This is a genomic window from Bacteroides bouchesdurhonensis (genome assembly GCF_900155865.1).
Classification (GTDB): domain Bacteria; phylum Bacteroidota; class Bacteroidia; order Bacteroidales; family Bacteroidaceae; genus Bacteroides; species Bacteroides bouchesdurhonensis.
This window is the reverse complement of sequence record NZ_LT707006.1, coordinates 5,056,363-5,072,078: the sequence shown is the minus strand read 5'-3', so window position 1 is coordinate 5,072,078 and position 15,716 is coordinate 5,056,363. Positions and strand designations below refer to the sequence as shown.

The window sequence follows — 15,716 nt, the reverse complement described above, 5'->3', positions numbered from 1 at the left end:
ATGCATCTGAGAAACGTACTCTTAAGTGGATTCATTAAAAAATAAATAAGAATTAGAGAGGAGGTGTGTCAAAACTCAGGCACATCTCCTTTTTTTGATCTAAAACATTCATTTTCCTTTTTTGTCTATGCGGCTATTTTTTGCCTCATTAAACGATAAGTCGTTACATTCCCCGCATTTTGAGCCACACATGGTCTGAGAGCGATAAATATAGCGTGTACATTCTTTCCCTTTCTCGCTTTTAGCAGTTTTGCACACATTTTTTTGATATTAAATGCTATAGCAAAGAAGGCAAAGTCCATTGTAACCTTGTCTTGTCCCACATGCCGGAACCTTCTGTATGCCATGTTGTGTTTCATTTGTCCAAAAACTGCTTCCGGTTCTATACATCGCCTTCCCCTATGCCTGATGCCTTCTTCCGAGAGCAACCTTTCCCGTGCCTGCCGTTTGTATTGGTTTAACCGGTGGTTTACTTCTATAATACGGTTCCCCCGGGCTTTAAAGCAACTGCCACGCAAAGGGCACCCTTCACATCTTTGTGCTTTATACCGGGCACTTTCGGTGATGTATCCGCTCGCAGTCTTGTCACATCTGGTTCCTATACGGTTCATGTGCTGCCCCATAGGACAAACGTAATAATCCTCTTCCGCATTGTAATGGAGACTCTCCGTATGGAATGGATTGGGGGTATAACGGGGACGCCGTTCTTTATGGAAGTAGTTGTACTTGACAAAGGCTTCTATCCCATTATCTTGCATGAACCGGTAATTTTCTTCCGAGCCGTAACCGGAGTCTGCCACACCGACAGTTGGTAAGCGGTTATAGCGTTGCTCAAAGGAGTGGAAGAAAGGTATGAGGGTCAGTGTATCGGTTGGGTTTGGAAACAGTCGGAAGTCTATGAGGAATTGGTTCTCGGTACCTATTTGCAGATTATATCCGGGCTTTGTCTGCCCGTTTCTCATGGCGTCTTCTTTCATGCGCATGAAGGTGGCATCAGGATCGGTCTTGGAATAGGAGTTGCGTTCTCCAAGAGTATCAAGATGGTTGTCGTATTCCATCAACTTGTCACGGTACTCCTCAAGTTCCCGGACCTGTTTCTTCTTTTCCCGGATGACTTTCTTTTGTTCCTTGTCCTTTGTTACAGGTTGGTGTTCCAGTACCTCTTTAAGTTCATCCACTATATCTGAGAGCATGGCGGGAGTGAACTCTACGGGGGTGTCTTTGACGGAGTTCTCTTGGGCTATGGCTTCATCCACCTGCTCCAGGAGAATGCGGATCTTATCCATCAGCTTTGTACGGTTCTTTTCGACTGTCTTGCGCCAGACAAAAGTATATTTGTTGGCCCTGGACTCAATCTTGGTACCGTCGATATACTCTACGTCAAGGCTGATGAAACCTTTGTCGGCAAGGACAAGGACCAACTGCGTGAAGACGTTGTTGATTTCCTCCTTGACACGGTTACGGAAACGGTTGATGGTAATAAAATCCGGATGTTCATTACCGGAAAGCCAGATATAATGAATGTCACGTAGGAGAAGCTTCTCTATTTTGCGGCACGAATAGATATTGTTCATGTAGGCGTAAATAATCACCTTGAGCATCATTTTAGGATGATAAGGACAACGACCGGTTGCTTTATAAAGCTTCTTGAAATTGTCAAGATTGAGATTATCAACAACAGTATTAACTATGCGAACCGGATCGTTCGCTGCTATGTTTTCATCAATTCTTTGGGGAAAAAGAACTGTTTGGTTGGGAATGTAAGGACGAAAATGTAACTTTGCCATAACGAAAAACTTTATGCCTAAAGATACAAAAACTTTGGGTAATAACAAAGCCCGGGCTTGGGAAAGTCTGGGCTTTGTGCATAAAAAAAGGTTGGGCCAGCGTTTTGACACAACCTCCAATTGCAAAGCGTTTATTTCCTATTTATTTATCACAAGAGGTCATAAGCTTTGTTGCTTTATGCACTAATTGAAGCGTGCGTACTTGCATCGGGGCTGTTTTGATTCGCACTATTATTGTTAGTAGTGCTAGAACCACCATAATACGAATCATCAGGTCCCTCTTGCGGACCTTCGTATTTGCATCCGCAAGTCGCATTTGAGCAACGGCAACCACAAACATAGACTTCGGGTATGTCATAAGGTCCATAAGTGTAATCATCACCACCTTGACCACCCGTTAGAGCATTCATTTCCTTTCTTGTCATCTCGGCCTAGCCAAGACGATGCAAGTTCAAACTTTTTAAATTCTTCATCTTTAATTAGTTTTAAAAGATTAATAATAAAAAACAGTCATGATACAATATCTCTCATTTCTCACTTCCTGATATTTATCAATGTCTTTTCAGCAAAAAACAGATGAGTTAATTGATAAATACTAATACATAATTAGTTGTCAATAATGCACGCACAGTGCGGTAATTGTGAAAGCATCAACTAAATATCAATAGTAAAGTTATAAAAGAAATTGTTTTTTACATATCACCGACATATTGTCAGCAGCGAGAGTTAAATTTCCCGATAAAGATTCAATATCTTTTGTCGGAAAATCGTCAGATCATATTTCTCGAGAAATCTTTTTCGGGCGTTTACTGCTAAAACCTTAGCATAATCGGGTTGCTCAATCAGTTGTATCATTTTAGCAGACAATGCATCAACGTCAATTTTGAGATTGCGGTTTCCGATTCCTTGATCGACCATTGCTTGCGTAAGAAAGGGGAGGATGAGTGAAAATACACTTCCCAATAGCATCCCGACTACAAGCTGGAAGAGCTGTGACCTGTAAGGAAAGAGATAGCGGAGATAAAAAGACAAATTCCTTTTCTGTTGCTCCTAGTCATCGATCCGTTCGTAGAAATCGGGTGTTGGAGTTAATACCAAAGCAGTGCCTGAATCTTTTCCATCCTTCCGGGTGCTGATCCAACATTTCTGTATTCCGGATAGGTCCATATCATACTTGCCTTTGCCCGGATCTGAGATTTTGAAAGTAGCTCCTGACTTTCTCTTTTTGATGTCATACAGTACCACAAAATGATTCTGGTTCCAGTGTAGGATACAGGGTAAAGGTACATCTTCGATAAGTTGCTCCAAGCTGATTCTTACCCCTTGCGTCCTGAAACCGATACTTTCGGCAGCGTCGCTAATACCTAACATGGAAACTCCTTGCCGGGTAATAAAGCTCCTTTCCCTCAAATTCTGTAAGGAATAACTACGACCATAGTATTTGGCAACCATGCGTAAACAGGATGGGCCACAATCCATGGAGTCGAGTTGCTGATAATGAGGAAAGGGTTTAATCATTACTTTTACTGTTTTGTTTATTGGCTATTCTAAAATAGTTTAACGCTAAATGTTTTTATCATTATACCCAAGCATTGAAGAAATAATGAATAGAATATGCTTCTTCCAATTTGTTTTCCAACTCTTCGGATTCGTATCCCTGTCGGGATGGTATTCTTTCCAGGTTTCACTTAATATTTTAAGATCTTCGGGTAAGGGCTTTTCCTCTCCTGACCATAACTGGTGGATTATTTTCGGAATGTTGTTTGGTGTGTCTGGCTTTTTCATATTAACAAAGTTGCTTTGTAAAAATGGTGTTTTTATATTAGGTAAAGTAATTTATAAAATTGAGCCATCCGAAAGATACAAGAATATTTGTGTGTTTCGATGCCGCAAGATAAGGAGTTTGGGTAATTAAAGCAAATAAAATGGCTGGCCATTTCGGACCAACATCGCTTTTTGCTAAAAATAGCCTATTTCATCGAGGTTTTTTTTGAATTACTCCTATTTATTTTTCACTTTTGGGGAATTTGACAGGCGTTTCTATAGTAAAATAAGAATGTATTATGGGTAATTTTTATGGATTTATATGGCACAAATTATGTCTTTTAATAATTCTTTCGTAATCAGAAGGAGGCGGACAAATAAATTGATAGATGCATTTACTACATGGCTCCGAATTTCTTACAGTTCTCCATGCTGTATTCTCGATGAGTTCTTTATATGCTATATTTAGAATCTCATCTGTGTTTATATTCCCTAATGAAGAGGTGTTCATATTGGCTTTAATTGTTCCGTCAGGTAAGATGTATAAGCCCCCGAAGAAATTGGCATTCAGTTTCTGATTTCTAAAAATTTCTCTCATTGAAAGTGTAGTGGAAAATAAATCACTTTTGTATATAAAAATATTTTCATCAAAGAATGCTATGTTCTTGCCTGTAAAGAATGGGGTGAAATCAAACCTTTCTATATGATAATTAATTGTTAAATTTTCAGCTTCATTATACTGCTGCTCGTTTTCAATTATGAAATGAACTTTAGTGTTCTTGATATTTATTGACGACCATACATGATGGAAGATCTTTTTATCAAGAGGGAAACTTATGATTAAGTCTAATTGATTAGAATCAATAAATTCATGTCTCTGATAATTTGTATAATGTATATAGAAATGTAATATATCGTTTGGTAAATAAGATGATAAATCTTGTAGATTTTTAAGATGATTGTATTGGAGGATATTTCCACCTAAGATGTTTATTGTTCCTACTGATGTATACCGGAGTTGTCCGAATATTGTTTGTAAATTATCTATGGACAACTCTAAATTGCCTTCTTTTGAAGAAGTACAACAGTGCATTTGTTTGCTATACGATTGGCAGTGTTCGCATTTTTTGTTGCAAACATTGTTGACGTAAATATTGACTTCTAAAATGTAACGACTAATATTTTTTCCTAAGAAAGTGACATTGCTTATGTTGTTTTTATGTTTATCTACGTCTTTCTGTAAGTTTAATATAGGTATTAATCGAACTGGCTTCTTAGGGAGTAACTCTACACTTGTTATATCTCCCATATTCTTTTCAATAATTTCTTGGATAAAAGCCCAAAGAGGTGGATTGTGGTTTTCCAATTCATGACATACCATTACAACTCCTAGATTAGCGGGTTCATATAATTGTGAAACTAATTTGATAGCATCATTTAATGTAGTTTCTATACTATATCCTGATTTAGTATCATAAAGTAATATTTTCTTTATTTTAAACTCTATGTATACATATGATTTTAAAGAGAACCAATAATTTTTTAATTTCATAATCTTCTATTTTTATTTTAATTTAAATCTGATTTTTAATAAAGCACTGACTGGACGAAGTTCATAGCGGTAGTAATAGGTACTCACATCGCTGTAAGAAGCAGATATATACTGTCGAGTATTAAATAGGTTATTTACTTCCAATTCTATATCAATATATTTGTTCTTCCATTTTACTTCTGCATCAGCAAATGTAGTATAACGGCTACTTGCAATGCTATTATATTGATGTTCAAGGTTGAAATTGACAGTAACAGTTTTAGTCGGAAAAATATGAATGTTTATTTCTTGTGATGTACGTTTGATTGGGGTAAAATCAGACGATTGCTCTTTTACATAACTTTTGCTATGATTCCAGACGATGGAATAACCTATACTTAAAAAACTGGTTGGATTTGTGTCTAGATTCCCACCGGCTCCATAACTTTGTAATCGTGAATTAAGTATCTCGTTTTGAATAAGTTGTTCCCTCTTTTCATATTGGTAATTACTAAATATTCTTAGAGTAGATGACCAAAAGTTTAAACCTTTGCTTCCTTTTATATTAATATCATAATTATCTGTTGTCGCAGGATGATTTATTGTATGCCTCATTTTTATAATGTCTCGATAATTATAACCGTAGAGAAGGTTTTTCCATGCATACTTGTAATTTCCTGAAATATTAATAAATAAAGCTTTGAATGCGTTTTTGTAACTAATTGATGCGTTGCTATTAATAGACCGTGATTCTAGTAGTTCATTCATTGTGTTACGTAACAGGCTTCGGTAGTTGTGCATAATAAACCCTTTGTAACTCGAATTCATATCACCAAAATTTTTACTTATGCCGTTTTGTGTATAAAATACAAAATCATTATACTCGTATTTTAAAGTAAGTGATGGGGATAGCATTGGGTGATTATACGAATCATTAATATTGAAAATTTTGTCATTGTTCGTTAGTAAATGATAAGTGAATGGTAAATTTAAAGTTGCTTTGAAGTTATCACCGTTGTAATCATAACTTTGAGACACCCCACCTTGATAGGTATTATACCATAGGTTGTTTCGTAGTGAATCGTCTGATAGGTATATTGAATTAATTTTTGATTGTCCACTTAATTCGGTATTCATGTTTCGAATGTCTGCTCGTCCCCATATGGCATAGTTGAGTCGGAATTTCTTAATATTACGACTATATGACATTCTAAGGATGGAGGATATATTTCTAGCTAATACTTCTTGTGAAAGAGAAGAAAACCTTTCATTTTCCCAATATGTTATTGGAGAGATAGTCAGATTGTGGGGTTTATGTCCATAGCCAATCGAACAATATACGTTGTAGCTGTTCTGTTTAATTGTTTTTATGATATTAAGTGTGTTGTCTATAGAGATGAAAGGCTGGTTGAGTTGTTGCGTGATTCTTGAATTGCTTTGTTCTTTATTACTGTATGTATTTCCTGTACCAATATCTTTATTCCAATTAGCATTTATATTTAATGCATTGTTGAGGTAATAACTATCTGCATTTATATTTAATCGGGATGCCAATTCCGCGTTGTGAATATGACTAACAGATTGTATTCGCTCTTCAATGATAATATTCTCTGCAGAGGGTAGGTATTGTTCATAAAGGGAGTATCCTTCTTTCTCTATACGGTCATTATAGTATAATACAGCTGTTGTCAGTTCTGTGTTTATATTGGGCTTTATTAAATGGTTAGTTGTTACTGCATGTGAACAATTCTTATTATATCGTTTGCTTGGAATTGGAGGAGTGTTAGGTATCTGTATCTCCAAAAGGCTACCAGGCGCCATATAAATGCGCTCATAATCATAATGAGTACGGAATTCAGAGGCTACATTATCTCCTGAGTTATTTCCTTTATAAATACTCATATCTTGCATTTGTTTACTAAAATACATAGCCGTAAACTCTGTGTTCCAAAGAATTGGTTGATAACCTCCACCTAATAGACCGTTGATGGTTAGTGTACCTTTGGCGTTTTCTTTTAATCTGAGATTGATAGCTACGTCATTGGTCGGAAGTTTACCAACTAGTGTTTTTATAGGTTGATGATTTTCTAGAACTTGTACCACTGATACAGCTTTTGCAGGAATATTGTTTGTTGCAAGACCGTACTTTCCATGAAGTAAATCCAAATTCTCTACATAGAATTTGCTTATATTCTGTCCATTAAAAGTGATCTTCCCACTTTCTGCAACCTCTATTCCTGGCATTTTTTTTAAAACATCTCCTATTACTCGATCATTTTGATTGCTAAAAGCACCTACCATGTAGTTTAAAGTATCTTTATTACGTTCTATTTTGAATGCGTTTATGGTTACTTCTTTTAATGTTAATGGCTTCTCATGAATGATGAAATCTACTTGTTGAGACCGGTTTGACACGGTTTGATCATGTTTTCCTATTAACATATTAGAGACTGTTATTGTTATGCTATCAGCTGTTCCTTTGAACGTTATACTATATTTACCTTCTGAATTACTTGTACTGAATGCAGAGACAATAGGACTTCCCTTGATTTGTACAGTAATGTTGGCTACAATAGGCTCACCGGATTCATTTTCTATATTACCGGTAAAGATCGATTGTGCTGACATAGAAAAGGCTGTTAGCATAATAATTAGCATAAATATCATTGTTCTCATAGAACGAATACTTTTTCCATTATTTCTTTATAAGCTTCTGGGTGTTTTTCTAAAAAATACATTTGATTGTTTACATAATTTTGAAAGGCCTTTTCATTCATATGTCCATAACATACAGGTTTATCTTCAATGTCTTTCATGTTAAATAAACATTGAATACAAGCTTTGTTGTTTTTGCAACTTTTACATAATGATTCTACTTTCGCATAATAGTGATTATATTTGTCTGCAATCCATTCTGGATTGATCTCAATTGCATAATCTGTGATATTACCTAAAGAAAATTGATGTCCGATACGTTCGCATGGAAGTATCTTTCCATTTACTGTTACAAACATCTTTTTTGAGAATGGTAAACAAGTTCCTGTTGGTAAGTAGTTTGTGTGTTCCTTATCGAATAATAAGTCTGTATAATCCCTATATACAAATCCACTATATTGATGTAAGAATAAGGTTAGATTGCGATAGTTTCCACTTCCCATGAACATTTCTCGTTCTATTTCTTCATAGTGTTCGGCCTGGTGTAAGCTTTCTTGTGTGTTTTTATACGTTTTATTGAATTCTTCTTGTTTGTTTTTACGGATACCTACATTGTTTAATTCTCCTATACGAGGAATTTTATTATATTTCTCCTTAAAGAATTTATATATACTTTCTACTGAATTCTTATTATGCAGAACTGCATTGAAATTGACGTAATTATGAAAATAATCAGGATATGTCTCTCTTAATTTATCAACATTTGTGCAGATACGATCAAAAGAATTTTTCCCAACTTTATCTACGCGATAAGCTGTGTTATCTTTGTTGCCATCTAAACTTATTAATAGGTGAAACTTGTTTTCTTGTAAGAAGTCCATATGTTTGTGAAGTAGAATTGCATTGGTTGTCATCGAAAAAGAGAAGTGACGATGCGGACAATATAGCTTGTTGTTAATATAGTCAACAATTGTTTTGATAAATGGAAAATTGACTAAAGGTTCTCCTCCGTAAAATGATATTGTCAGGTTATTGTTTGCTGAATAATTAAGATTAGAGTTCCAGAAGCTAGATAGATGATTTATTAATCGGATAGCTTTCTCAGTGGATAACATTTTTTCCTCTCTATTGTCATAATCTTCATAGAACTCACCATAGGCACAATATTTACAACGAAGGTTACAAGAATCGGTTACTTCGAATACTAGTTGTGGCAAATTTGCCAATGCAGATACTACATGGTCGGAAGTTATATATTTTTTATTATTCATACTTTATAGTTTTGAAAGTTTAAACTCTGAATTTTTGAAAAGAATGTTATTATAGCTCTAAAATCTGATCAATTACTCTACTTCTCTTTTATCCTTAAAAATGAAAATCGATGCTACAAAGTGCTTTTGTTGTCGTTTTTTACAAGGATATTATGGTGGTTTTTGCTATAACTATAATCTTTTATTTTAACTAATTTGTAAGGGTCTCATTTATTTGTATTAAGATTGTTTTGATTGAAAATCTCTACTCTAACTCTAAAGGCTCATAAGAAACTGAAACATATTGTACTTTTTTATTATTTCTGGAAATGACCCCTGCAACTTTTTTAAAGTTCTCATTAATATCTTTTTGGTATTTGAGTAATTTTAATCTGTTTATAGTTTTATAGTTACTATAGTCATGTTTTTCTATTGGAAATTTGCCTTTTTCTATTTTTACACATTCAAAGGTGTATAAATTGTTGGTATCATATATTTTCAATATTAGTCCTGGCAATCCTCCAAATTTCCAAGGTCCATTGCTGATGGGAATATCCATTGTAAACCATGCAATATAACTTCTACCTCTAAAATGACATGTCGCTTTTTGGCATAAATATTTATTTATTGTCAAGGTGTCACTTAATATTGTCCAATCTTGTTTTGGGATTTCTTCACTGTATTGGCTGTTGTATCTTTTTAATGAATAAGGCATTCTGGCGTACTCTATGAATTGGTTTGTCTCATGTTTTTTGAAATATACGGAAAATTGATATTCTGACCAATAATCTGGAAACTTTCCAGTTATACCAAATTTACGTGGGATTGATTGTGCTTGAGGATTCTTTATTATCCAATCAGCACAAAGGGAATCAGAATTAGAAACAAAAAAGCTATAATATTTGGATAGTTTTTCACCTATTTCTAAACGTTGTAAATCAATATAACTGCTCGGATTTTTAATATCTTCTGCATTTAATGCATACCAAATTCTAATATTTGCTAAATCTACAATTTGTATTCCGTTTCTATCTTTTAACCAGGAGGGACGAAATACTTTTCCTTGCATTTGCTGTGCCTTCACAATTGGAATAAATGCAAGTAAGCTTGATAGTAGTAATATAAATTTTATATTTTTCATATGTATGTAATTCAATAAGACATCAATGGAAGTCGGAGTACTTGTTCTTAATTTTAAGAAGCAAGAACTACCGACTTTTACATTGCTAGTTAATACTATGCATGTTCAGCTTCTGGCCAATATTCATTGTCATAGCCATCACAATTGGAATATTGATTACAACCATGTACGGATTCTGTGTCTTGTTGATAATTCGACAAGTACAGCAATTCCCACCTCTTAATGCATTCATCTCTTTGTCTTTTAAGGTGGATTCAGACAAAGCGTTTAGTTTCAGTTTTTTTAATCTCATAATCTTTTTTTTAATTAAGACTTCTTTTGTCAAGTTTTGATTTAGTATTATTTAAAAGCCGAAGTCTGTTAAAACTTTGAATTTTACTAAATCCAAGGTACCTCTTTATTGTCTCCAACCACCCCAGAAATAATGTAATGCATAAGTATTTTCCAGGCATTGTTCCAATTCTTCACTTTCTACTCCCTTGATGGCTCTATGAGCTTGAGAAACATCAAAGGGAGTGACATATTGAGATGGGATAAGATAAATTTCTTCTTTCCCTTCTTCTGTTAAGTCACAATATAGGTCAATAAGCATCCAAGGACCTGTGGTATTGTAGACACAAAGCTCTTTAGAAGCATTGTACCTTAACGTTTCTTCCCTAAAAACTGTTTTTATGACTTTACGTATAAATGGGTGCTCCGGTATGCTTAGCATCATGGCATTATTAAATACTTGATTGATAGTTCTTTTAAATACTTTGCAATGAGACTCTGTTTTTTCAGCAAAGCAATAGGTTTTGTTCTCAATCAGATCATCGATAGGTGAAAGGGACTTATAATCAACGTCAATGTACATGCCGCCCATTTTGTCCAAGATGAGATAGCGCACAGCATTCCAACGTTGTACGTTGTACGGAAATCTACTATAGATATTCCAATAGTTGGGATAATACTGTTTAATAAAAGAATTGATTCGATTATTGTCCCATAATTCATAACTCCAGTCGGGATGATATTCTTTCCAGGTTTCACTTAATATTTTAAGATCTTCGGGTAAGGGCTTTTCCTCTCCTGACCATAACTGGTGGATTATTCTCGGAATGTTGTTTGGTGTGTCGGGCTTTTTCATATTAACAAAGTTGCTTTGTAAAAATGGTGTTTTTATATTAGATAAAGTAATTTATAAAATTGAGCCATCCGAAAGATACAAGAATATTTGTGTGTTTCGATGCCGCAAGATAAGGAGTTTGGGTAATTAAAGCAAATAAAATGGCTGGTCATTTCGGACCAACATCGTTTTTTGCTAAAAATAGCCCATTTCATCGAAGTTTTTTTTGAATTACTCCTATTTATTTTTCATTTTTGGGGAATTTGACAGGCGTTTCTACAGTAAAATAAGAAGGTATTATGGGTAATTTGTTGAGTGCATATACCGTCACTCTTTTTTTTATGTCCCAAAATCAAAATCGGCTTACATTGTAAATAATTTCACAATGCAAGCCGACAAATTATTTAAGTCTTAGGTTTCTTCTATTATACGTTCTTCACTTTAATCAGGTACTCGGCAATCTGTACCGCATTCAGTGCGGCACCTTTCTTAATCTGGTCACCTACAATCCAGAAAGTCAATCCGTTTTCGTTAGTCAGATCTTGGCGGATACGTCCTACATAAACAGGATCTTTACCTGCAAGGAATAAAGGCATCGGATATTCTTTCTCAGCCGGATTATCCTGAAGAACCAAACCTTCACCTTTTGCGAATGCTTCACGAGCTTCTTCTACAGAGACCGGACGTTCAGTTTCCACCCAGATACTTTCGGAGTGAGCACGTAATGCCGGGACGCGAACGCAAGTAGCACTGACTCTGATATCAGAGTGCATAATCTTACGAGTTTCGTTAAACATCTTCATCTCTTCTTTGGTATAACCGTTTTCAGTAAACACATCAATCTGAGGGATCAGGTTGAAGGCCAGTTGATAGGCGAATTTCTCTACAGTAACAGGTTCGTTAGCCAATACCTGACGATATTGTTCGTACAGTTCGTCCATGGCAGCGGCACCTGCACCGCTGGCAGCCTGGTAAGTAGAAACGTGTACCGTTTTTATATGGGAAAGCTGTTCGATGGCTTTCAGTGCAACTACCATTTGGATAGTTGTACAGTTCGGGTTGGCAATGACGCCACGTGGACGCTCCAATGCGTCGGCGGCATTCACTTCAGGCACTACCAAAGGTACATCGGCGTCCATACGGAAAGCACTAGAGTTATCAATCATCACGGCACCGTATTGGGTGATGGTCTTTTCGAACTCTTTGGATGTTCCTGCACCGGCGGAAGTGAAAGCAATGTCTACACCTTTAAAGTCATCGTTGTGTTGTAAGAGTTTGACCTCGATCTGTTTACCGCGGAAAGTATAAGTTGTTCTGGCACTACGTTTAGAACCGAACAAAACTAACTCGTCCAACGGGAAGTTTCTTTCATCGAGCACGCGCAGGAATTCCTGTCCTACGGCTCCGCTTACGCCAACAATAGCTACTTTCATCTTTTTCTTTTGTTAAATGTGAATAATCGGATTATCTCCCTATTCTGCCGAATAGTAAAGAATTGGCTGCAAAATTATAACATTTTGCCATATAAACGGCATTTTATTTAAAGAATTATTATGTATTCTCTTTCTGTATGAATTGGAGGTGTGCGAACTTTTTTGTTCCTTTGCAGTAAAATCCTAAAACCATGGACGTATGAATCTATTTGATTTTGATTTAACCATACCGATCACTGACCCGACCTGGGTGTTTTTCCTTGTATTAATAATCATTCTTTTTGCGCCAATGATTCTGGGACGTCTGCATATTCCTCATATTATCGGAATGATTTTGGCTGGTGTCTTGATTGGCGAACATGGTTTCCATATCTTGGATCGTGATAGTAGTTTCGAACTGTTTGGAAAAGTGGGACTCTATTATATCATGTTTCTTGCCGGATTGGAAATGGATATGGAAGATTTCAAGAAAAACCGGACGAAAGGTGTTGTCTTCGGTTTGTTTACTTTCGTTATCCCGATGCTGCTTGGCGTATGGAGTAGCATGAGTTTTCTCGGTTATGGCTTTACTACAGCCGTTTTATTGGCTAGTATGTATGCTTCCCATACGTTGATTGCTTATCCTATTATTAGTAGATACGGGCTTTCCCGACTTCGCTGTGTCAATATTACGATTGGTGGTACTGCTGTGACCGTTACACTTGCTTTGATAATTCTTGCTGTGATCGGTGGAATGTATAAAGGTACCATTGACGGTATGTTTTGGGTGCTGTTGGTGGTGAAAGTTGCCTTTCTGGGTTTCTTGATTATATTTTTCTTCCCACGTATCGGCCGCTGGTTTTTCCGGAAGTATGATGACAGTGTGATGCAATTTGTGTTTGTGCTGGCAATGGTCTTTCTGGGAGGCGGTCTGATGGAGTTTGTGGGAATGGAAGGGATTCTCGGAGCATTCCTGGCTGGTCTTGTCCTGAACCGCTTGATTCCACATGTCTCTCCGCTGATGAACCGGTTGGAGTTTGTAGGAAACGCCTTATTTATTCCTTATTTTCTGATTGGAGTGGGAATGATTATCGATATCCGTAGCCTTTTTATGGGAGGAGAAGCATTGAAAGTAGCGTTAGTTATGACAATTGTTGCTACCATTAGTAAATGGTTGGCTGCATGGCTTACTCAGAAGATTTATCATATGCAACCTAACGAACGGAGCATGATGTTCGGACTGAGCAATGCACAAGCGGCGGCTACATTGGCTGCGGTACTGATTGGACATGAAATTATTATGGAGAACGGGGAACGGCTGCTGAATGATGATGTGCTGAACGGTACGGTTGTTATGATATTATTTACATGCATTATCAGTTCTCTGGTAACCGAACGTGCCGCCCGTCGTTTTGCCATTGATGAAAGTGCTCAGGAAGAAGAAAGCGAAAAGAAATTGCAGGAACAGATTCTTATTCCGGTTGCCAATCCTGAAACGATTGAGGACCTGATAAACTTGGCTTTAGTTATAAAGGATGCCAAACAAAAAAATGGACTGATAGCACTGAATGTGATTAATGACAATAACAGTTCCGAGAATAAAGAATTGCAAGGAAAACGTAATCTTGAAAAAGCGGCTATGATTGCTGCGGCAGCAGACGTACCGGTGACGATGGTGAGCCGCTATGATTTAAATATTGCTTCGGGAATTATACATACTATAAAAGAATATGAAGCTACCGATGTTGTTATCGGGCTGCACCGGAAAGCTAATATAGTCGATTCCTTCTTTGGAAATCTGGCGGAGAATCTGTTGAAAGGTACGCATCGGGAAGTGATGATTGCAAAGTTCTTGATGCCGGTGAATACACTTCGCCGTATCAATATTGCAGTACCGCCGAAAGCGGAATATGAAACCGGATTTCAGAAATGGGTAGAACATTTCTGCCGGATGGGAAGTATGCTGGGATGTCGGGTACATTTCTTTGCCAATGAACATACTTTAATGCGTTTGCAGCAATTGGTGAAAAAGAGACATAACGGCACGCCGACTGAATTTTCGATATTGGAAGAATGGGATGACCTGCTGTTATTGACAGGACAGGTGAATTATGATCATTTGTTGGTTGTAATTAGTGCTCGTCGCGGTTCCATTTCTTATGATCCTTCTTTTGAACGTCTGCCGGGACAACTTGGGAAATATTTCGCCAATAATAGTTTGATTATCTTGTATCCGGATCAGTTTGGAGAACCGCAGGAGATTGTTTCGTTCTCTGATCCGCGCGGATATAATGAATCACAACATTATGATAAGGTAGGCAAATGGTTCTATAAATGGTTAAAGAAAAGTTGATGGAAGAGAACTGGCAACAACGGACAGAACTCCTGTTGGGAGAAGATAAAATGAGACGCATCCGGGAGTCGCATGTGTTGGTCGTAGGCTTGGGTGGAGTAGGGGCTTATGCTGCTGAAATGCTTTGTCGTGCGGGAGTGGGACGGATGACGATTGTGGATGCGGATACTGTACAGCCGACTAATATGAATCGCCAATTACCTGCCATGCACTCTACATTGGGTATGTCGAAAGCGGAGGTGCTTGCAACAAGGTATAAAGATATTAATCCGGAGATAGAGTTGGTGGTAATGCCTGTATATCTGAAAGATGAAAATATTCCGGAACTGTTGGATTCTACAAAGTTTGATTTTATTGTTGATGCAATCGATACTATTAGCCCGAAATGTTTTCTGATATTTGAGGCAATGAAACGTCGTATTAAAATTGTTTCGAGCATGGGTGCCGGAGCAAAAAGCGATATTACACAGGTCCGTTTTGCCGATCTTTGGGAGACTTATCATTGTGGATTGAGCAAAGCCGTTCGAAAAAGATTGCAGAAAATGGGAATGAAACGTAAATTACCTGTAGTATTCAGTACGGAACAGGCGGATCCGAAAGCTGTATGGCTGACGGATGACGAGCAGAATAAGAAGTCCACCTGTGGGACGGTGAGTTATATGCCGGCGGTATTTGGATGTTATCTGGCAGAATATGTTATTAAACGATTATAGAAGGT

At 36.8% G+C, this 15,716-nt stretch carries 12 protein-coding genes and 1 pseudogene; 2 read left to right on the top strand and 11 right to left on the bottom strand.

The window, feature by feature from the left end:
• Positions 1–125: 125 nt before the first annotated feature.
• The 11 genes and pseudogenes from CZ225_RS21825 to CZ225_RS21770 form a co-directional block, all read right to left on the bottom strand.
• Positions 126–1,787, bottom strand: coding sequence for an IS1182 family transposase (locus CZ225_RS21825; protein WP_077152662.1), 1,662 nt, complete (start codon positions 1,785–1,787; stop codon positions 126–128).
• Positions 1,788–1,963: 176 nt separating this feature from the next.
• The gene (locus tag CZ225_RS21820) at positions 1,964–2,197 is read right to left on the bottom strand and encodes a hypothetical protein (RefSeq protein WP_129585846.1); all 234 of its coding nucleotides are present in this window, start codon (positions 2,195–2,197) and stop codon (positions 1,964–1,966) included.
• A gap of 424 nt (positions 2,198–2,621) precedes the next feature.
• Positions 2,622–3,305: pseudogene (locus CZ225_RS23515) on the bottom strand (cysteine peptidase family C39 domain-containing protein); the annotation flags it as partial.
• Positions 3,306–3,350: 45 nt separating this feature from the next.
• Positions 3,351–3,572: a glycosyltransferase family 32 protein gene (locus CZ225_RS21805; RefSeq protein WP_077155481.1), complete on the bottom strand. Its 222-nt coding sequence runs from the start codon at positions 3,570–3,572 to the stop codon at positions 3,351–3,353.
• A 289-nt stretch (positions 3,573–3,861) separates the two neighbouring features.
• Positions 3,862–5,103, bottom strand: coding sequence for a TIGR04150 pseudo-rSAM protein (locus CZ225_RS21800; RefSeq protein WP_077155480.1), 1,242 nt, complete (start codon positions 5,101–5,103; stop codon positions 3,862–3,864).
• Between the two features lie 12 nt (positions 5,104–5,115).
• Complete coding sequence (locus tag CZ225_RS21795) at positions 5,116–7,758, bottom strand: peptidase associated/transthyretin-like domain-containing protein (RefSeq protein WP_077155479.1); 2,643 nt, start codon at positions 7,756–7,758, stop codon at positions 5,116–5,118.
• Positions 7,755–9,008 carry a radical SAM peptide maturase gene (locus tag CZ225_RS21790; RefSeq protein ID WP_077155478.1) on the bottom strand — a complete coding sequence of 418 codons (1,254 nt, stop codon included), beginning with the start codon at positions 9,006–9,008 and terminating at the stop codon, positions 7,755–7,757. Before CZ225_RS21790 ends, CZ225_RS21795 begins: the two co-directional genes overlap by 4 nt.
• Before the next feature lie 244 nt (positions 9,009–9,252).
• Positions 9,253–10,128: a GLPGLI family protein gene (locus CZ225_RS21785; protein WP_077155944.1), complete on the bottom strand. Its 876-nt coding sequence runs from the start codon at positions 10,126–10,128 to the stop codon at positions 9,253–9,255.
• Positions 10,129–10,213: 85 nt separating this feature from the next.
• The gene (locus CZ225_RS21780; RefSeq protein ID WP_234983105.1) at positions 10,214–10,420 is read right to left on the bottom strand and encodes a TIGR04149 family rSAM-modified RiPP; all 207 of its coding nucleotides are present in this window, start codon (positions 10,418–10,420) and stop codon (positions 10,214–10,216) included.
• 105 nt (positions 10,421–10,525) lie between these two features.
• Positions 10,526–11,254 carry a glycosyltransferase family 32 protein gene (locus CZ225_RS21775; RefSeq protein WP_077155476.1) on the bottom strand — a complete coding sequence of 243 codons (729 nt, stop codon included), beginning with the start codon at positions 11,252–11,254 and terminating at the stop codon, positions 10,526–10,528.
• Positions 11,255–11,658: 404 nt separating this feature from the next.
• Complete coding sequence (locus CZ225_RS21770; RefSeq protein ID WP_077155475.1) at positions 11,659–12,666, bottom strand: aspartate-semialdehyde dehydrogenase; 1,008 nt, start codon at positions 12,664–12,666, stop codon at positions 11,659–11,661.
• A gap of 199 nt (positions 12,667–12,865) precedes the next feature.
• Between CZ225_RS21770 and CZ225_RS21765 the strand changes: the two genes are divergently transcribed.
• On the top strand, positions 12,866–14,998 hold the full coding sequence (locus tag CZ225_RS21765) for a cation:proton antiporter domain-containing protein (RefSeq protein ID WP_077155474.1): 2,133 nt from the start codon (positions 12,866–12,868) through the stop codon (positions 14,996–14,998).
• Entirely contained in the window at positions 14,980–15,711 is a 732-nt protein-coding gene (locus tag CZ225_RS21760) for a tRNA threonylcarbamoyladenosine dehydratase (protein ID WP_077155473.1), read from the top strand. Before CZ225_RS21765 ends, CZ225_RS21760 begins: the two co-directional genes overlap by 19 nt.
• The last annotated feature ends 5 nt before the right edge of the window (positions 15,712–15,716 follow it).